This window comes from Arthrobacter sp. Soil_C_60 (assembly GCF_057656375.1).
The window spans coordinates 17,027-34,752 of record NZ_JBDGKM010000012.1 but is presented as its reverse complement, the minus strand read 5'-3'; the positions used below and the strand labels follow the sequence as shown (position 1 = coordinate 34,752).

At 65.2% G+C, this 17,726-nt stretch carries 17 protein-coding genes; 9 read left to right on the top strand and 8 right to left on the bottom strand.

All coding sequences use genetic code 11. The features are described from left to right. Window positions 1–12: 12 nt before the first annotated feature. Window positions 13–900, top strand: coding sequence for a DUF4031 domain-containing protein (locus tag AC3A4M_RS19545; protein WP_498737877.1), 888 nt, complete (start codon window positions 13–15; stop codon window positions 898–900). 93 nt (window positions 901–993) lie between these two features. Here AC3A4M_RS19545 and groL read toward each other — a convergent pair whose 3' ends face one another. Beyond that, on the bottom strand, window positions 994–2,631 hold the full coding sequence (groL, locus tag AC3A4M_RS19540) for a chaperonin GroEL (RefSeq protein ID WP_074699749.1): 1,638 nt from the start codon (window positions 2,629–2,631) through the stop codon (window positions 994–996). 395 nt (window positions 2,632–3,026) lie between these two features. On the opposite strand from groL, the gene AC3A4M_RS19535 reads away from it, so the two are divergent. Then, a complete protein-coding gene (locus AC3A4M_RS19535; RefSeq protein ID WP_498737875.1) occupies window positions 3,027–3,602 on the top strand; it encodes a TM2 domain-containing protein in 576 nt (191 codons plus the stop codon). A gap of 103 nt (window positions 3,603–3,705) precedes the next feature. On the opposite strand, the gene AC3A4M_RS19530 is transcribed toward AC3A4M_RS19535, so the two are convergent. The 3 genes from AC3A4M_RS19530 to AC3A4M_RS19520 form a co-directional block, all read right to left on the bottom strand. Next, entirely contained in the window at window positions 3,706–3,912 is a 207-nt protein-coding gene (locus AC3A4M_RS19530) for a cold-shock protein (RefSeq protein ID WP_139006727.1), read from the bottom strand. Between the two features lie 169 nt (window positions 3,913–4,081). After that, window positions 4,082–4,780 (bottom strand): LytR C-terminal domain-containing protein, encoded by a 699-nt coding sequence (locus AC3A4M_RS19525; protein ID WP_498737873.1) that lies wholly within the window; start codon window positions 4,778–4,780, stop codon window positions 4,082–4,084. 63 nt (window positions 4,781–4,843) lie between these two features. Further along, window positions 4,844–5,152: a DUF3263 domain-containing protein gene (locus tag AC3A4M_RS19520; protein ID WP_498737872.1), complete on the bottom strand. Its 309-nt coding sequence runs from the start codon at window positions 5,150–5,152 to the stop codon at window positions 4,844–4,846. Window positions 5,153–5,367: 215 nt separating this feature from the next. Here AC3A4M_RS19520 and AC3A4M_RS19515 point away from each other — a divergent pair, with 215 nt between their 5' ends. Together AC3A4M_RS19515 and AC3A4M_RS19510 are read left to right on the top strand one after the other, a co-directional pair. Further along, complete coding sequence (locus AC3A4M_RS19515) at window positions 5,368–6,069, top strand: uracil-DNA glycosylase (protein ID WP_498738012.1); 702 nt, start codon at window positions 5,368–5,370, stop codon at window positions 6,067–6,069. A 93-nt stretch (window positions 6,070–6,162) separates the two neighbouring features. Continuing rightward, window positions 6,163–7,023 carry a siderophore-interacting protein gene (locus AC3A4M_RS19510; protein WP_498737870.1) on the top strand — a complete coding sequence of 287 codons (861 nt, stop codon included), beginning with the start codon at window positions 6,163–6,165 and terminating at the stop codon, window positions 7,021–7,023. Between the two features lie 33 nt (window positions 7,024–7,056). On the opposite strand, the gene AC3A4M_RS19505 is transcribed toward AC3A4M_RS19510, so the two are convergent. Together AC3A4M_RS19505 and AC3A4M_RS19500 are read right to left on the bottom strand one after the other, a co-directional pair. Continuing rightward, entirely contained in the window at window positions 7,057–8,778 is a 1,722-nt protein-coding gene (locus tag AC3A4M_RS19505; protein ID WP_498737868.1) for a threonine/serine exporter family protein, read from the bottom strand. 139 nt (window positions 8,779–8,917) lie between these two features. After that, entirely contained in the window at window positions 8,918–9,457 is a 540-nt protein-coding gene (locus AC3A4M_RS19500) for a methyltransferase family protein (protein ID WP_498737866.1), read from the bottom strand. 92 nt (window positions 9,458–9,549) lie between these two features. Here AC3A4M_RS19500 and AC3A4M_RS19495 point away from each other — a divergent pair, with 92 nt between their 5' ends. Further along, window positions 9,550–10,974, top strand: a complete 1,425-nt coding sequence (locus tag AC3A4M_RS19495) for a lipase maturation factor family protein (protein ID WP_498737864.1) — start codon at window positions 9,550–9,552, stop codon at window positions 10,972–10,974. Between the two features lie 84 nt (window positions 10,975–11,058). Beyond that, window positions 11,059–12,099: an LLM class flavin-dependent oxidoreductase gene (locus AC3A4M_RS19490; protein WP_498737862.1), complete on the top strand. Its 1,041-nt coding sequence runs from the start codon at window positions 11,059–11,061 to the stop codon at window positions 12,097–12,099. Window positions 12,100–12,222: 123 nt separating this feature from the next. Here the strand turns inward: AC3A4M_RS19490 and AC3A4M_RS19485 are convergent, their stop codons facing one another. Continuing rightward, window positions 12,223–13,554 (bottom strand): MFS transporter, encoded by a 1,332-nt coding sequence (locus AC3A4M_RS19485; RefSeq protein WP_498737860.1) that lies wholly within the window; start codon window positions 13,552–13,554, stop codon window positions 12,223–12,225. A 289-nt stretch (window positions 13,555–13,843) separates the two neighbouring features. On the opposite strand from AC3A4M_RS19485, the gene AC3A4M_RS19480 reads away from it, so the two are divergent. Genes AC3A4M_RS19480 through AC3A4M_RS19470 form a run of 3 tightly spaced genes read left to right on the top strand, consistent with a single transcriptional unit; the run spans window position 13,844 to window position 17,440 of the window. Continuing rightward, complete coding sequence (locus tag AC3A4M_RS19480) at window positions 13,844–14,716, top strand: shikimate dehydrogenase (RefSeq protein ID WP_498737859.1); 873 nt, start codon at window positions 13,844–13,846, stop codon at window positions 14,714–14,716. A gap of 31 nt (window positions 14,717–14,747) precedes the next feature. Further along, a complete protein-coding gene (locus AC3A4M_RS19475) occupies window positions 14,748–16,604 on the top strand; it encodes a bifunctional sugar phosphate isomerase/epimerase/4-hydroxyphenylpyruvate dioxygenase family protein (RefSeq protein WP_498737858.1) in 1,857 nt (618 codons plus the stop codon). 35 nt (window positions 16,605–16,639) lie between these two features. Next, window positions 16,640–17,440 (top strand): IclR family transcriptional regulator domain-containing protein, encoded by an 801-nt coding sequence (locus tag AC3A4M_RS19470; RefSeq protein ID WP_498737856.1) that lies wholly within the window; start codon window positions 16,640–16,642, stop codon window positions 17,438–17,440. On the opposite strand, the gene AC3A4M_RS19465 is transcribed toward AC3A4M_RS19470, so the two are convergent. Beyond that, on the bottom strand, window positions 17,437–17,676 hold the full coding sequence (locus tag AC3A4M_RS19465; RefSeq protein ID WP_498737854.1) for a hypothetical protein: 240 nt from the start codon (window positions 17,674–17,676) through the stop codon (window positions 17,437–17,439). The two genes, AC3A4M_RS19470 and AC3A4M_RS19465, sit on opposite strands and share 4 nt — an antisense overlap. Between the last annotated feature and the right edge of the window lie 50 nt (window positions 17,677–17,726).

The window sequence follows — 17,726 nt, the reverse complement described above, 5'->3', positions numbered from 1 at the left end:
TAGGCTGGCAGGGTGGCAATTCTTATCGATCCCCCGCTGTGGCCGGCCCACGGAACGCATTTTTCCCATCTGGTCTCGGACTCCTCATTGGACCAGCTGCACGAGTTTGCGGCGGCTGCAGAGATCCCCAGCAGGGCATTTGATCTCGACCATTACGATGTACCGGCAGAACGCCATGCGGAACTTGTCGCCCGGGGTGCTGTCGCCGTTTCCGGCGGTGAGTTGGTGCGTCGACTGATCGCCAGCGGGCTGCGGGTGCCGGCGCGCCGCAGACCCGGAAAACTGGAGCACGTACTGCTGCAGCATTGGAACGCCTTGCTCCCCGGTCAGGAACGACTGGGCCGGGAGCTCATTTCCAGGTGGGGCGAGGACCACCGGCACTACCACGACCATTCGCACCTGCTGGCGGTCATCGAGGCACTGCGCACGCTTCAGGACCACGGAGAGCGACCGGGAGAGGAAACCCGGGCCGTCTGGCTGGCCGCCTGGTTCCATGACGCCGTCTATAAAGGGGTGGCAGGAAAAGATGAGGAAGATTCCGCGGCACTGGCACACGGGAAGCTGACCAGCGCCGGCTGCCGACCCGGGGAGGTTGCTGAGTGCGTCCGTCTGGTGCTGCTGACCGCGCATCATGCTCCGGCTGACGACGACGCGTCCGGAGCCATGCTGTGCGATGCGGACCTGTCGATTCTCGGCAGCCCTCCGGACAACTACCGCCGCTACCTCGCCGCAGTCCGGAAAGAGTACGCGCACGTCGGTGACGCTGATTTCGCAGCCGGCCGCGCCGCCGTCGTCCGCCGGTTGCTGGCCTTGGAGCCGTTGTATCGGACGGACACCGCCCGCAAGCTTTGGCTGGCGCAGGCCCGGCAGAACCTGAGCGCCGAACTGGCCGAGGCTTAACCCGGGAAGGCACGGCTCCCGATCGGGAACCGTGCCTTCCTGTTGGAACTGGTCAGATGATGACCGGCTTGGAAGCGGCTTGCGCCGGAATTCCTAGAAGCCGCCCATACCGCCCATGCCGCCCATGTCGTCGCCGCCGGGCATGGCCGGAGCGTTCTTCTCGGGCTTGTCAGCGACAACGGCCTCGGTGGTGAGGAACAGGCCGGCGATGGAAGCCGCGTTCTGCAGAGCAGAGCGGGTCACCTTGACCGGGTCGTTCACACCGGCAGCCAGCAGGTCTTCGTAGACACCGGTTGCAGCGTTCAGGCCGTGGCCGGAAGGCAGACCGCGGACCTTGTCGGCAACAACGCCCGGCTCGAGGCCAGCGTTGAAGGCGATCTGCTTCAGCGGAGCATCGATGGCAACCTTGACGATGTTGGCGCCGGTTGCTTCGTCGCCCTCAAGGTTCAGGTTGGCGAACGCCTTGGCGCCGGCCTGGATCAGGGCAACGCCGCCACCGGCGACGATGCCTTCTTCAACGGCAGCCTTCGCGTTGCGGACAGCGTCCTCGATGCGGTGCTTGCGTTCCTTGAGCTCAACTTCGGTTGCGGCACCGGCCTTGATGACTGCAACGCCGCCGGCCAGCTTGGCCAGACGTTCCTGCAGCTTCTCGCGGTCGTAGTCGGAATCGGAGTTGTCGATCTCGGCGCGGATCTGGGAAACGCGACCTGCGATCTCCTCGGCGTCGCCGGCACCTTCAACGATGGTGGTCTCGTCCTTGGTGACAACAACCTTGCGGGCCTGGCCCAGCAGTTCGAGGGTTGCGTTCTCCAGCTTGAGGCCAACTTCTTCGGCGATGACCTGGCCACCGGTCAGGATGGCGATGTCAGCCAGCTGAGCCTTGCGGCGGTCACCGAAGCCCGGAGCCTTGACGGCAACGGACTTGAAGGTGCCACGAATCTTGTTGACAACCAGGGTGGCCAGAGCCTCGCCCTCGATGTCTTCGGCGATGATCAGCAGCGGCTTGCCGGACTGCATGACCTTCTCCAGAACTGCAACGAGGTCCTTCACGTTGGAGATCTTGGAGTTGACGATCAGGATGTACGGGTCTTCGAGGACCGTTTCCTGGCGCTCTGCGTCGGTGACGAAGTAGCCGGAGATGTAGCCCTTGTCGAAGCGCATACCTTCGGTGAGCTCGAGCTCCAGGCCAAAGGTGTTGGACTCCTCGACGGTGACAACGCCTTCCTTACCGACCTTGTCGAGAGCTTCAGCGATCAGTTCACCGATCTGCGGGTCGCCTGCAGAGATCGAGGCGGTAGCAGCAATCTGCTCCTTGGTCTCGATTTCCTTGGCGGAAGAGATCAGTTCGGCGGTGACAGCGTCAACAGCCTTTTCGATACCGCGCTTGAGGCTCAGCGGATCGGCACCGGCGGCAACGTTGCGCAGGCCTTCCTTGACCAGGGCCTGGGCGAGGACGGTTGCGGTGGTGGTACCGTCACCGGCGACGTCGTCGGTCTTCTTGGCAACTTCCTTGACGAGCTCTGCGCCGATCTTCTCGTACGGATCGTCGAGCTCGATCTCCTTGGCGATGGAAACACCATCGTTGGTGATCGTGGGAGCGCCCCACTTCTTTTCGAGGACAACGTTGCGACCACGCGGGCCGAGCGTGACCTTAACTGCGTCAGCGAGGATGTTCAGTCCACGCTCGAGGCCGCGGCGGGCCTCTTCGTCAAAGCTAATGATCTTTGCCATGGCGGCATACGTCCCTTCTGGACAGTAGACAGCGGGCGCAGCCTTGGATAAACCAGGACTGCTAACCACTGCGATGCCCGCGACGGACGGGTAACGACGACGGCGATCTCTTTACGCCGCACCGCCACCCTCATCCCAGTGGTTTGGATTTTTTCACTCTCCCCCGTCGGCCGACTGCTTAGCAGTCAACCAGCGAGAGTGCTAACACAATAATTAGCACTCACCACCCTCGAGTGCAAGCTGCAGCCAGGATTACTTGGACAGCTTCACCGAGCGCGTAACACCCTGACCGCCACTGACACGAAGATCAGGGTGGCCCCCGATAGAACCGGCGCATGCCGGGCCGTAGATTGTAGGTAGTCACGCAGCACCATCACATACCGAAGGAAAAGAACATGTCGGAAAATCCGGACGGCAAGCAGGACAAAGCCGGGCAGGACCATGCCGGACCATCCCGCGGGGAGAATCCCACCGAGCCGTTGCGGGGTGCGGGCACCAATCCCACACAGCCCCTGGGCAATATGCCCGGTGAACAGGCGCCCGGAGGAAAGCCTCCGTACGGCCAAGCACCGCAGGGCCAGCCACCGTACGGCCAGCCACAACAGGGCCAGCCGCCGCAGGGACAGGCGCCCTATGGACAACCGCCTCACGGCCAGCAGTCGCTTGGCCAGAATCCCTACGCGCAGCCGCAGTACGGCCAGGTTCCCTACGGGCAGCCGGGCCAGCCGTATTACGCCGGCTACCCGGAACAAAAGTCCCGCCTGATCGGCGGCTTGCTGGGAATTCTGCTCGGCGGACTGGGTATCCACCGCTTCTATCTGGGCTACGTCGGCATCGGGATCGTGCAGATCGTCGTCACCATCGTCACGTTCGGTCTCGGTGCGATCTGGGGCTTCGTCGAAGGCATCATGATCCTGGTCGGAGCCGAAATGTTCCGCCGCGATGCCAAGGGTGTTCCGCTCAAGGAGTAGCAGGCATCCCGCCCAAGCAGCGAGAGCGGTGTTTAGAACTGCATACGACGGCGGCGTGCGGCTAAATCAATAGCCGCACGCCGCCGTCGTAATTTGGCAAAGATCAGGAAGCGAGCTTTACTTCCTCAGCCTGCGGACCCTTTTGCCCTTCCCCGATTTCGAACTCAACGCGCTGGCCCTCCTCAAGGGAGCGGTAACCGTCCATCTGGATGGCGGACCAATGCACAAATACGTCAGCTTCGTTTTCATCGACGGTGATAAAGCCGTAGCCCTTTTCCGCGTTGAACCATTTGACGGTTCCCTGCGCCATATTGCTCTCCATATTTCTAGACCTGGCCCCGCCGCCTCTGTTTCCGGCGGCGGAGATGCGCTCACTCTACCCATGCCGCAGCACTGGTGTGAGCGCCGGCACAGAGAATGTTATGGAGGTGTAACAGTGGCCGCGGCCGTATCTCCGGACGGGCCAAACAGGGACGTGGTCAGCCGTTTTGCTGGAATCCAGGACCCAGCACCACGGTGACATACTCGGAGACTGCTCCCTGCCCGGTCTCGCGCAGGTCGGAGATGCCCAGGAGTTCGCCCAGCGCCTGCGCGTTGGCGCTCTGGCCGGGGTTGTAGAAGATCACGGAGTTGGCCATGGGCGTGCCCTGCCAGTTATCCACTACCCCGACGGCCCAGCCGTCGGACGTGACCGTTTGCGAGACCGCGCCGCCAAGCCCGGTGACGCCGACGCTGTTGAAGATCAGCACCGGATCAGCTTTATTCACGGCAGCGGCAGCTTCGGCAGCCTCGTCGACGGGCTCCTCGGTCGGTCTCTCGGCGGGCTCCGTGGTGGCGTCCTCCGTGGGCTCTCCGGCAGGCTCTGTGGCCGTCCCCGCTGCGTCCACAGTTGGTTCGGCGGCGCTATCCGTGGCTTCGGTCGTTTCCTCAGCCGCATTCGGGGATGCCGACTTGGCCGAGGGCGCCGCGGTGGCTTGGAGCCCCGTGCTTGCGCCGCCTGCTCCGAGCAGCGGCAGGACAAAGAAGGACAGTACGCCGACGGCGAGCGCCAGCACGGTAGCCAGGATGATCAGGCCGAGTCCGCTGGATTTCGACGCGGCCATGTGGGCCCGGTGGACGCCGTGGCGGTCTGAAGTTTCGGGCACCTGGTCAAACTCGTCCCGGGAATACTTGGTCATCGCTAAGAGTGCGTCCTTAGTTGTATCGAAAATATCTGCGCAGTCGAACGGCTGGACCCGAGGCTAGGCGTCCGTACCCAGCCGGCGGGCAGTCCGCGCGCGCTGGCGGGACGTCCGCAGCCTGCGCAGCCGCTTGACCAGCATCGGATCATGGGCCAGCGCCTCTTCGGTATCGATCAGGCCGTTGAGGATCTGGTAGTAGTGCGTAGCGGACATGTCGAAGAGCTCACGGATGGCCTGTTCCTTGGCACCCGCATACTTCCACCACTGCCGTTCCAGCGCCAGCATTTTCTGGTCGCGTTCGCTCAGCTGGCTCGGTGAATCCAGCTCGGCGTCAAGGGAAAACGCACTGGCATCGACGGAACCAGCCAAGACACACCATCACTTCCGTTTTGTTTACAGGGGAAACTGTCCTCCACCATGGTAACGAATCACGGGCCTGTCATTTGTGCACGCCGCGGGCCCGCGCATGGCGTCCCGCGACGGACGGCGGTTGGCCCGCCAGGGCGGCGATCAGCGACCATAGGAAGATGACTGACGACGACGGCGCACTGTTCCAGCTTCCGGCCACCGGATCAGCGGTGGACATGCGGGAGCCTTTTCCGTTCTCTGCACCGGCCGGATTGGACGAGGTCATGCACCCCGAGTGGGCCGAGGTTCTGGCGCCGGTGACGCAAACGGTGCATGGGCTGGCTGCCTACCTTGAGCAGCGGCGCGCAGCGGGCGGTGAAATCCTGCCGGCGCCGGCCAATATTCTGCGGGCCTTCCAGCGACCGCTCTCGGCCGTCAAAGTCCTTGTGGTCGGGCAGGATCCTTACCCCACGCCCGGGCATTCGATCGGCCTCTGTTTCGCGGTGGAACGGCATGTTCGGCCGTTGCCCCGCAGCCTGGCCAACATTTACAAGGAGCTGGACTCGGACCTGGGCATTCCCCCGGCACCGCACGGGGATCTGACCGCCTGGGCGGATCAGGGGGTGCTGCTGCTCAACCGGGTCCTCACGGTGGAGGCGGGCAAGACCGGGGCGCACCGTCGCAAGGGATGGGAAGAGTTGACTGAGCTGGCGGTCAGGTCGCTTGTAGCGCGGGGCGGTCCGCTGGTAGTGGTCCTGTGGGGCAGGGATGCCCAGAACCTGACACCCTTGCTGGACGCGGTGCCGCGGATAGAATCCGCACATCCCAGTCCGTTATCCGCCTCACGCGGCTTCTTCGGCTCCCGCCCCTTCAGCCGGATCAACGAACTGCTCAGGGCGCAGGGCGCGGACCCGGTGGACTGGCGGCTGCCGCGGTAATAGTGGTTGGGAACAAAACCGGCGGTGGGTTAGGTTGTCCTTAGTAGTACCCCCATCCGCCTTCCCACGCCTTGCGTATTCAGGAGCCGTTTCATGACTGCCCAGCCCGCGGCCCGTCCCGCCCGCCCCCGAAAGCCCCAGACGAACCTTCAGGTACTGCGGACCGAGCGCCTCTCCGAGCACATGGTCCGGGTTTTCGCCGGGGGCGAGGGGTTTGGGAAGTTTGAGGCCAAAGACGCCACGGACCAGTACGTGAAGATCTTCTTCCTCGACCCGGAACTGGACGTTGAGCTCCCGGTGGACGTCGCCGAGCTGAAAGAGACCCTGCCCGCGGACAAGCTGCCGGTCACCCGTACCTACACGGTCCGCAGCGTGGACCGGACCGCCGGGGAAATCGCCATCGACTTTGTTGTGCATGGCGACGAGGGACTGGCAGGCCCGTGGGCGCTGAAGGCGCAGCCCGGGGACTGGGTCATGTTCACCGGCCCGGGCGGGGCCTACTCCCCCAACCCCGACGTCGATTGGTACCTGATGGCCGGAGATGATTCCGCGCTGCCGGCCATCGGCGCCGCCATCGAAGCGCTGCCGGCACACGCGACGGGACATGCCCTGATCGAGGTGGACTCCGCAGCGGACATCCAGGAACTCAACGCCCCCGCCGGCCTCCAGTTCCACTGGCTCTTCCGCCAAGGCCAGATCCCGGGCACCACTACGCTCCTGCGGGATGCGGTGGCAGGCTTGGATTGGCCGGCCGGTGAAGTGGACGCGTTTGTGCACGGCGAGCGCGGGGCCATCAAATCGCTGCGCGACGTACTGTTCAAGGACCATGGGCTGCACCGCAAGCAGGTTTCCATCTCCGGCTACTGGGCCTACGGCCGGGCTGAGGACGCGTTCCAGGCGGAAAAGCGGACCGAGGTCGGGCAGATCTTCCCGGAGAACTACCCGGCCACCTGAACAGCCTGGCTGAGTACGGCTCCGCCCCACCGGTTAGCGGCGGCGGTTTCTGCGGCGGCCTTCGTTGGAGCCCATGTCCCGGGTGAAGGGCTGGGCCAGGTTGTCGCCGAGGACCGTGCCGCCCGAGATCGCCAGGATTACCGTCAGCGCACCGAAGAGGTTGAGCACGCCCACGAAGGGGTCATCCACATTGACGGTCAGATCGTAGGTGGCGCGGAAGATCGACAGTCCGGGCAGCAGGAACAGGATGGCGGGCACCGCGACAACCAGCTGCGGCGAGCCCATCCGCAAGCCGACAATGCGACCCAGGAAACCAATAACGACGGCGGCCAGCGCCGGGCCTATCCGCTCGCCGATGCCGGCCATAAGGACAAGGTCGTAGAGCAGCAATGCCACGAGACCAACCAAGGCCGTCGGCACCAGCATGCTGAGCTTGGTCTGCTCGGTGATACAGATGGCCATGGTGGCAACCATAAGCAGCAGCGCCCGCACCACATAGGGGTACTCGCCCTCGCCATCGACGAAGACCTCGGGCAGGCTGACGCCCACCAGTTCACCGCCCACCAGGCCGACGGCCACACCGGAGGCGATAGCGGCAAAGGTGAGGAAAGCGGAGAGAAAACGGCCGGCCGCCGTGACGGGGAAGCCGTTGATCGCATCCTGGGTCGCAGAGACCAGGCGGCCTGTCGGCAGGAGGTAAAGTATCCCGCCCGCGATCACCAGCGACGGGCTCAACGGAACCTGCAGCTGCCAGAAGAGCAAGGCAACCGCGGTGGCAAGACAGGACCCGATCGCGGTAACAAAGAAGTCCGGCACCCGCCATTTGCCCAGCTTGCGGCCCAGCAGACCCATCAGCACGGTTGACAGCATCGCCACCAGCGATGCGAAGATCCCGCCGCCGAGGAACGCCACGATGGAACCGGCGAAAACGCCGCCGGCGCCGATGGCCATCCATTTGGCAAACGGCTTGGGCCGGGCGGCGATCTCCTGCAGCCGCTCCTTGGCCTCGGTCCGCCCCACACCACCGTTGACGATGTCCGTGACCAGCTGGTGGACCAGGGATAAACCGGCGTAGTTGTTCGTCCAGGACCGCACCACGCGCATCAGGGTCAGCGGTACTGTGTCCGCCTTGGCATAGTTGATCAGCACTGACTGGTTGGTGATGTCGACGTCGATCTCGCGCAGGCCGAAGGCAGCGGTCACGGCAATGATGCTCGTTTCCACTTCCAGGGCGCCGGCGCCGTAGCGGAACATGGTCTCGGCCAGATCCAGCGCAAAATCAAGGGTGAGCCGGGCGGAGGTATCCACACCGGCGGCCTGGATCATCGGGTTGGCGTACGGGCTCCCCGCGAGCCGCTCAACAATGCTCATCGGGGCCGTGGGCGGCGCCTCGCCCTGCACCAGTTTGCGCAGCATCCGGCGGGCAGCGGCGTTGGTGCGCTGCTGGCCCTTGGGCATCGGCAGCGGAGCGGTGCCGAACGGAACCGGTTTGGCCTCTTTGGCCACCGGTTTCCTGGGGATAGCCGGCTTGGCCTTGGGCTTGGTTCCCCCGCGCTTCGGGGGCGCGTTTTTGCCGACCGACTGCTTCGCCGTCGGCGGTGTCCCCGAACCCGGTTCCGGGCGCTCTCCGGCCTCCCCGCCGGCCCCGTTTTCCGGCATGTCGGCGGGCTTGCGGGGGATCTTGATGATGGGCAGGCTGCCGACCCGCGGCGACATCGGAGTACCTGAATCCTGCTGGCCGTCCTTGTCCTGCACTGCCCCTCCGTTCCTGTGTTTTCGGGGTGAATTTTTGGCCGGTTTCATCCTCCCACACGGCCATTGCCGCAAGCCGTGAAAGCGTCGAGAAACGCATCACATGCGGCGTCCGCTGCGCTATCCTCGACGGGCCGGATGGCTAATTTTCGATGCCGCTTCTTCCCTCCGCACGCCACGGCGTCAGCCGCGGGAGCCAACCTGGCACGTTGCGCTTGTAGCGCCGGTATTCATCACCGAACTGCCGCTCCAAGGCCGGCTCCTCATACAGCCTGACGAAAAGCCCCACGGGAACGGACATCACGGCGCAGTAGCCGAGCAGCTTGGGCCGGCCCAGCATCAGCGCCTCGCCGAGCACCACTGACAGCAACGCCACGTAAATCGGGTTGCGCACGTAGCGGAACGGCCCAGTGACCACCAGGTACTTCGTCGGCGCGATCGGTGCAGGCGTACCCAGGCCCTCCCGCGCGAACCGCACAAAAGATTCAACAACGACGGCGGCGCCTCCGGCGGCGAACACCGCACCGGCGGCTCTGGCCGGCAAACCGCCGGGCACCGGGACCCGGGCCTGCCAGCAGGTGAGCAGCCAGGGCACAACACCGGCGGCCACCACCGGAGCCACCCCGAAGGCCGCGGTTCCGAGGACGGCCCGCCTGTGTTCTGCCTGCGCCGCATCCCTCATGCCTTCATTGTGGCCCGGGGCTACGGGGGATGTAACCCCTCGGGCCGGGTAAGCCTTGACAGTGTTGCCGGCGGTCCTAACGTTGGAAGTACATGAACTGGTTGGACGCCGAGGGTTTCGAGGTCGCGCGGCAGGTGCTGCAGCGCGGGATCGCCGCCGTCTACGTGATCGCGTTCCTCTCCGCCGTCGCGCAGTTCCGTGCCCTGCTCGGCGAGCATGGACTGTTGCCCGTGCCGCGGTATCTGGCCCGCTCCGCCGCCCGCGGTCCGACGCTGTTCAGCTGGCGGTATTCGGACAAGCTGCTGCTCGCGGTCGCGTGGACCGGCGCCGCCGTGGCCGCAGCCCTGGTGGCCGGGCTGCCGCAGCTGGGGCCGCCGTGGCTGCCGATGCTTGCTTTCCTGCTGCTCTGGGGCCTCTACATGTCCATCGTGAACGTTGGCCAGACGTTCTACGGCTTCGGCTGGGAGACACTCCTGCTCGAGGCCGGGTTCCTGGCCGCGTTCCTAGGCTCCAACGAAATCGCGCCGCCGGTTACGGTGCTCTGGCTTTTCCTCTGGCTCACATTCCGGCTGGAATTCGGGGCCGGCATGATCAAGATCCGCGGGGACCGGGTCTGGCGGGACCTGACCGCTCTGTACTACCACCACGAGACGCAGCCAATGCCGAACCCGGCCAGCAGGTACTTCCATCATTTGCCCAAGCCGCTGCACAAGGCCGAAGTCATCGGGAACCACTTCGCCCAGCTGGTGGTGCCGTTCTTCCTGTTCTTCCCGCAGCCCGTGGGCAGCATTGCCGCGGCCATCATTATCGTCACGCAGCTGTGGCTGGTGGTTTCGGGCAACTTCGCGTGGCTGAACTGGCTGACCATCCTGGCCGCCGCCGCGGCCCTTAGCGACGACGCCATCTCCGCGGTACTGCCCGGCAGTCCGGAACTCACGCCGGACTACGCGCCCACGCCGATCTGGTTCGCCGTCGTCGTCCTGGCCATGACCGCCCTGATGGTCTACCTAAGCTACTGGCCGGCCCGCAATCTGGTCTCCAAGCGGCAGTTAATGAACACCAGCTTCAACCGCTGGCACCTGGCCAATGCCTACGGCGCCTTCGGCAGCATCACCCGCGAGCGCTACGAAATCATCGTCGAAGGATCGGCGGACGGCGTCAGCTGGCAGGAATACGAGTTCAAGGGCAAGCCCGGGGACCCGGGACGCATGCCGCGGCAGTTCGCGCCCTACCACCTGAGGCTGGACTGGCTGATGTGGTTCCTGGCCCTCGGCGCACCGGGCGACAGCTGGTTTATTCCGTTCCTGCGGCGCCTGCTGGCCGCAGACCGGGCGACCCTCAAACTACTCCGAATCGATCCGTTCCATGGCGAACAGCCCCGGCAGGTCAGGGCGCTGGTCTACCACTACCGGTACTCCACCCGGCAGGAAAAGAAGGCGACCGGGCTGTGGTGGATCCGGCGGCCGGTCGGCACGTTCGTGGCACCGATGAAGAACCCCGCGGCACGGCCGGATTAACCCGGCCGGAATAAGATCCCTTACCCCGCGGTTGCCAAGAATGATGCAAACGCATTGATCAATCTTCAGGAAGGCACCCGCAGCGTGGCACGGAAAATCGAACTGGGTCTGGATACATTCGGGGACGTTACTTACGACGCCGACGGCAGGCCTCTCCCGCAGGACCAGGTGATCCGCAATGTCGTCGCCGAGGCGGTGCTGGCGGACGAGGTCGGACTGGACTTTATCGGCATCGGTGAGCACCACCGCGAGGACTTCGCCATCTCCGCACCGGATGTGGTCCTCGCAGCCATCGCCGGCCAGACCAGGAACATCCGGCTGGGCTCGGCCGTCACCATGCTCTCCTCCGATGACCCGGTGCGCGTCTTCCAGCGTTTCTCCACGCTCGATGCCGTCTCCAACGGACGCGCCGAAGTGATCCTGGGCCGCGGCTCCTTCACCGAGTCATTCCCGCTGTTCGGCCTGGAGCTGGCCGACTACGACATCCTGTTCGACGAAAAGCTCCAGCTCTTCACCGAACTCCGCAAGGAAAAGCCGGTCACCTGGGCCGGGCAGACGCGGGGGCCGCTGGACAACAAGACTGTCTACCCGCCGACGGCCTCGGGCTCCCTCCCCACCTGGATCGCCGTGGGCGGCACGCCGCAGTCCGTGGTGCGGGCCGCCCACTACGGTTTGCCCCTCATGCTCGCCATTATCGGCGGCACCCCGATGAACTTCGCGCCCTTCGTGGAGCTTTACCACAAGGCCCTGAACCAGTTCGGCCAGCCCCGGCTGCCCGTCGGCGCCCACTCCCCCGGCTACATCGCCGCCACGGACGAGCAGGCCAAGGAAGAGATGTGGCCGCATTACGTGGACATGCAGGAGCGCATCGGCCGCGAGCGCGGCTGGAGCCGCATGACGCGCGGACAGTTCGAGGCGGAGGCCGGCCCGGACGGCGCCCTGTTTGTCGGCTCACCCGAGACCGTGGCCACCAAGATCGTCAAGGTAGCCAAAGGGCTGGGACTGGACCGCTGGGACATGAAGTACAGCCTCGGCACACTCCCGCACGAGAAGCTGATGCGCAGCATCGAGCTCTACGGCAAGGAAGTTGCCCCCGCCGTCCGCGAGCAGCTCGCCGCGGAATAGACCAACAAACCAGGCCAACCAGCCAGGACCAACCAACTAATGCCCAACCAAGCACGACGCCGGCGGGAGACTTGAACAAAAGTCTCCCGCCGGCGTCGTTCGCTGGCTTTTACTGCATCTGATTTAGACGGTGACCGGCTTGCGCTTGCCCAGCTCTTCGGTTGGAACCTTGTAGGTTTCCCGGGCGGTCAGCGCGGAGATTGCCGCGATGGCGCAGATGGCCGCGGTGAAGATGCTGGTGGCAACCCAGCCGCCTTCCTGGATCCCGCCGATGGCCGCCACGATGGACGGGGCGAACCCGGCCATCAGGAAGCCCAGCTGGGTGCCGATGGCCAGTCCGGAGAAGCGGACCTTGGCGCTGAACATCTCGGCGTAGAACGAGGGCCAGACGGCGTTGGCCGCGGCGTAGGCGCAGGAGAAGGTCAGCACGGACAGGGTGAACTGCAGCAGCGTGTTGCCCGATTCCATCGAGAGCAGATAGAACGGCATGAAGACCGCGCTGCCGACGGCCCCGTAGATGAAGACCGGCTTGCGGCCGATCCGGTCCGCGAGCTTGCCGAAGAGCGGCTGGGTGAACAGGGCACCGATGTTGCCGGCGACCACCAGCCACAGCGTAATGCCTTCATCGACGCTGCCGACCTCGGCGCCGTACTTGATCGCCAGCGTGCCGTAGACGGTGGAGACGGCGGCGATGAACGCGCAGCAGATCACGCGCAGGACGTCGCGCCAGTGGCTCTTCAGCAGCACGGCAACCGGGAGCTTCGCGATTTCGTTGTTGGCCTTGGCGGCCTCGAAGGTGGGGGTTTCGTGCAGCGAACGGCGGATGAAGTAGGTGACGATGACAACGATGGCGCTGAGCCAGAACGGGATGCGCCAGCCAATGCCGTACTTGATCTCGTCGGGCAGGGCCACCACGGGGATGAAGACCAGGGCCGCGAGGATCTGGCCGCCCTGGGTACCGGTCAGGGTCCAGGAGGTGAAGAAGGACCGGCGGTTGTCGGGGGCATGCTCCAGCGTCAGCGAGCTGGCACCGGCCTGCTCGCCGGCGGCGGACAGCCCCTGCATCAGGCGGCAAAGTACCAGGATGGCCGGCGCCCACCAGCCGATGGTCTGGAAGTCCGGGATACAGCCGATGATGAACGTGGAGGCACCCATCAGCACCAGCGTGAACATCAGGACCTTCTGGCGGCCGATCCTGTCGCCGAAGTGCCCCACGAAAATGGCGCCGACCGGGCGGGCGATGTAGGCGAAGCCGAAGGTCGCCAGCGACATGATCCCGGCATTCGCGCTTTCGTCCGGGAAGAACACATGCGGGAAGATCAGGGCCGCGGCGGAGCCGAAGATAAAGAAGTCGTAGTACTCGACGGCGCTGCCCATGAAGCTGGCGATGGCAGCCCGCTTCGGCGTCTTGCCGTGATGGGCAAAAGCCTCATCCTCTTGGTGAACGGCGGTCATGAAGTGCTCCTTGCAACTGCTGCGGGATCTGGCGGACCGGGGAAACGGTCGGAGGCGGACTGTCCCGCCTAAGTAGTTTGTGCGCATTCCGCACGAGTGTGCACAAATCGAACGGTCGTTAAAAAGGTAGCCCACCTCACAGGCCATGCGCAAGACATGGACTGCCTACCTTCAATCCACCGAGGTCCAGCTTCGCCCATCCCCCGCACCCCTTCCGCGCTTCCGGTCTTCCATCTCCTGTGCGATATGCGTACAATTGTGCAGAAACCGAACGAGGGAAGGTAGTCACATGAGCACGGTGTCGGAGTCCTATTTAGTCGGCCTGATCGGCGACGGGATCACGGTGTCGCTGACGCCGCCCATGCACGAGCGCGAGGCCGACCACCACGGCATCCGCTACCTGTACCGGCCCATTGACCTGACATCGCTCGGCCGTCCGGGGGAAGATGTCGGCGAACTGCTGCGGCAGGGCCGCGAGCTCGGCTACAACGCGTTCAACATCACGCATCCCTGCAAACAGCTGGTGATGGAACACCTGGATGAGATTTCCGACGACGCCCGCCGGCTTGGCGCCGTCAATACCGTCCTGATCCGGGATGGCAAGTTCCTCGGCCACAACACGGATTTTTCCGGTTTCAGCATGGGCATGGACAACGGGCTGCCGGACGCGGAACTCGGTTCGGTGGTGCAGTTGGGCACCGGAGGCGCCGGTTCCGCCGTCGCCTACGCCCTGCTTAAGAAGGGCGCGCGGAGACTGACGCTGCTGGACCTTGACCCGGCCCGCGCCACCGAACGCGCCGCCGCGTTGGCCGAGCTCTTCCCCCAGCAACAAGTCGCCGCCGCGCCGACGGAAGACCTCCCCGCCGTCCTCGCCGATGCCGACGGGCTCCTCAACGCCACGCCGGTGGGCATGTACAACCACCCGGGCCTGCCGCTGGACACCGAGCTGCTTGAGCCGCGACATTGGGTCGCCGACGTCATCTACCGCCCGGTGGAGACCGAACTGATCAATACCGCCGCGGCCAAGGGCTGCCGCGTGCTCGACGGCGGGCACATGGCTGTCGGCCAGGCCGTCGACGCTTTCCGGTACATCACCGGGCTGGAGCCGGATCCGGCCCGCATGCGCGGACACTTCCTCGAACTCCTGGCCCAAGGCCTCTAGCATTTCTCCATTGCCTCCGAAAGGTCCCCTGTTGCGCACCTCCATTGCCACCGTTTGCCTGAGCGGAACGCTCGAAGAAAAGATGCACGCCTGCGCCAACGCGGGCTTCGACGGCATCGAAATCTTCGAACAGGACCTGCTGGTCTCCCCGCACAGCCCCGAGGAGATCCGGACCCTGGCCGCCCAGCTCGGCCTCAGCCTGGACCTGTACCAGCCGTTCCGGGATTTCGAGGGCGTGCCCGAAGAGCTGCTGGCGGAGAACCTCTACCGCGCCGAGGCGAAGTTCCGGCTGATGCGCAGCCTCGGGATGGACCTGATGCTGCTCTGCAGCAACGTCGGCACCGCCACGATCGACGACGACGAACTCGCCGCGGCCCAGCTCCGCCGCCTCGGCGACCTCGCCGCCCGCTACGGCATCCGCATCGCCTACGAGGCACTGGCCTGGGGCACGTTCGTCAACGATTTCGAACATGCCATGCGGATCGTGGACCTGGCGGACCACTCGAACATCGGCACCTGCCTGGACAGCTTCCACATCCTCTCCCGCGGCTGGAATCCGGCCGGAATCGAAAAGATCCCGGCGGAGAAGATCTTCTTCGTCCAGCTGGCCGACGCACCGCAGCTGAGCATGGACATCCTCTCCTGGAGCCGGCACTACCGGGTCTTCCCGGGCGAGGGAGCCTGGGAACTGGACAAGTTCATGGGCCACCTGGTCCGCAGCGGCTACAACGGGCCGGTGTCGCTGGAGATCTTCAACGACGTTTTCCGCCAGGCCGACGAGGAACGCACCGCCGTCGATGCCATGCGTTCACTGATCTGGCTCGAGGAACGCACGTCGGTCCACCTCCTCGAGACCGACGGCCCGGACGCCCGCTTCCCGATGCAGCTGGCCACCCTGCCGCAGGTCGCCGAACCCACCGGCTTCAACTTCGCCGAGGTCAAAGCGGAGAACACGGAGCACGTCCAACAACTGCTCTCCCAGCTCGGCTTCACGTTCCGGGGCCGGCACCGCACCAAGCCGGTGCAGCTGTGGACGCAGGGCCAGGCCCGCATCATCATCAACGAACAGCAGGCCCGCGGGCTTGAACCAACCATCGCGGCCCTGGCCTTCGACGTCGAAGACCCGCTGGTCGCCGCCTCCCGCGCCCTCCAGCTCAAGGCCACCGCCGTGCCGCGCCAGAGCCAGGCCAATGAGGCCGTGCTCCAGGCGGTTAAGGCACCGGACTCCACGGAAATCTTCCTCTGCGAGGCGACGCCGGACGGAACGGCGGCCTGGACGGACGAATTCGCTACCGACGGCGCCAAGCGGTCGGGACAGGACCTGATCACACATATCGATCACGTCAATCTCGCCCAGCCCTGGCAGCATTTCGACGAAAGCGTCCTCTTCTACGAAAGCACGCTGTCCCTGGCCCCGCGGCCGTCCACCGAGGTCCCCAGCCCGGTAGGCCTGGTGCGCAGCCAGGTCATGCGCACCGAGGACGGCAACGTCCGCCTCGCGCTGAACATCGCCCCGCTGGTGATGGAACAGCCGGGCCCCTCGGCAGAGTCGGCCTACCCGCAGCACATCGCCTTCGCCTGCACCGACCTGATCGCGTTGGCCCGCAACGCGGTAGCCAGCGGGCTCGAGTTCCTGAAGATCCCGGCCAACTACTACGCGGACCTTCAGGCCCGCTTCCGGCTGGCTCCGGAGCTGCTGGCCACACTGCAGGAACTGAACCTGCTCTACGACAGGGACGACCAGGGCGAGTTCCTGCACTTCTACACAGCCACCGTGGGAAGCGTGTTCTTCGAAGTTGTCGAACGCCGCAGCAGCTACGACGGTTACGGCGCGCCCAACGCCCCGGTCCGCCTCTCCGCGCAGTACCTGCTGAGCAAACACGGCTAGAATCACTGGGATTGCCCGCAAGGAAAGTTAGGACCATGGAACAGCTCGACGAAGCCGTCAGCGAGGAGACCCCTGCCTATTGGGTCAAGTCGGCGGAGAAGACCCTCGCAATCCTGCTGGCATTCAGCGCCGACGAACCGCGCCTGACCATCACCAGGGCCGCCGCGAAGGCAGACCTCAGCCGCGCCGCGGCCCGTCGCTTCCTGCTGACGCTGACCGACCTGGGCTACCTGCGCAATGACGGCAGTGTCTTCGAACTGACCCCGCGGGCGCTGGACATCGGCGCCACCTTCCTCTCCAGCCTGACCCTGCCGCAAATCGCCGAACCGCATTTGAAGCAACTGGCCGTGGACCTGGATGAGACGGCGTCGCTGTGCATCCTGGACGGCACCGACGTGGTTTACATTTCCCGGGTGCTGGCGCCGCGGATGCTCAGGGTTTCAGTCAACGTGGGAACCCGGTTCCCGGCCTGGGCCACTTCGATGGGCCGCGTACTCGTCGCCGGACTGCCGCTGGCCAGCCGCGAAGCGTTCTTCGACGGCATCGAGATCACCAAGTACACCCAGCACACGGTCAGCAGTATCGCCGAGTTGCGGGAAGAGGTGGAACGCACGGCCGAGCGCGGCTGGTCCCTGGTCTCCCGGGAGCTCGACGACGGCCTGCGCGGGCTGGCTGTTCCGGTGCGCCGCGGCGGAGACCTGATCGCCGCGCTCAATGTCTCGCTGCAGACCCACCGCGGTCAGGAAGAGACCATCGCCGAAACGATCCTGCCCCGGCTGCAAGCGGCAGCGGAGCGTATCGCCGACGACTTCGGCGGACGCCAGCGCACCGCCTAGGCCTTAGTCAGCGCGGCCCGCTCTCCGCCGCCCCGGCAGGTCAGCAGCCCACCGGCAACGCCCTCGCATTGGGCCTGCCCCTGTCCGCGTGACACAGACCTTCGGCGGTTGCCGCCGTCGTTATTGAGCACCCGGCTGCACCATCTGCGCCACCCGGTGCCAGCGCCGAGCTGCCGCGCGCCCAGTTCCCGATCCCTCCCCGGCCGCCTTGCCCCGAGCGCGGATTCACCGGTCATGCATCCTTCGCTGACCAATCGGTTAACACTATTGACCAGCAAGCCGAAAG

Excerpts from the sequence above, each read along its gene's own strand:
- AC3A4M_RS19515 (WP_498738012.1), top strand. The coding sequence starts at position 5,368 with ATGCGGGAGCCTTTTCCGTTCTCTGCACCGGCCGGATTGGACGAGGTC.
- AC3A4M_RS19500 (WP_498737866.1), bottom strand. The coding sequence starts at position 9,457 with ATGAGGGATGCGGCGCAGGCAGAACACAGGCGGGCCGTCCTCGGAACC.
- AC3A4M_RS19535 (WP_498737875.1), top strand. The coding sequence starts at position 3,027 with ATGTCGGAAAATCCGGACGGCAAGCAGGACAAAGCCGGGCAGGACCAT.
- AC3A4M_RS19525 (WP_498737873.1), bottom strand. The coding sequence starts at position 4,780 with ATGACCAAGTATTCCCGGGACGAGTTTGACCAGGTGCCCGAAACTTCA.
- AC3A4M_RS19470 (WP_498737856.1), top strand. The coding sequence starts at position 16,640 with ATGGAACAGCTCGACGAAGCCGTCAGCGAGGAGACCCCTGCCTATTGG.
- AC3A4M_RS19495 (WP_498737864.1), top strand. The coding sequence starts at position 9,550 with ATGAACTGGTTGGACGCCGAGGGTTTCGAGGTCGCGCGGCAGGTGCTG.
- AC3A4M_RS19510 (WP_498737870.1), top strand. The coding sequence starts at position 6,163 with ATGACTGCCCAGCCCGCGGCCCGTCCCGCCCGCCCCCGAAAGCCCCAG.
- groL (WP_074699749.1), bottom strand. The coding sequence starts at position 2,631 with ATGGCAAAGATCATTAGCTTTGACGAAGAGGCCCGCCGCGGCCTCGAG.
- AC3A4M_RS19485 (WP_498737860.1), bottom strand. The coding sequence starts at position 13,554 with ATGACCGCCGTTCACCAAGAGGATGAGGCTTTTGCCCATCACGGCAAG.
- AC3A4M_RS19480 (WP_498737859.1), top strand. The coding sequence starts at position 13,844 with ATGAGCACGGTGTCGGAGTCCTATTTAGTCGGCCTGATCGGCGACGGG.
- AC3A4M_RS19530 (WP_139006727.1), bottom strand. The coding sequence starts at position 3,912 with ATGGCGCAGGGAACCGTCAAATGGTTCAACGCGGAAAAGGGCTACGGC.
- AC3A4M_RS19465 (WP_498737854.1), bottom strand. The coding sequence starts at position 17,676 with ATGACCGGTGAATCCGCGCTCGGGGCAAGGCGGCCGGGGAGGGATCGG.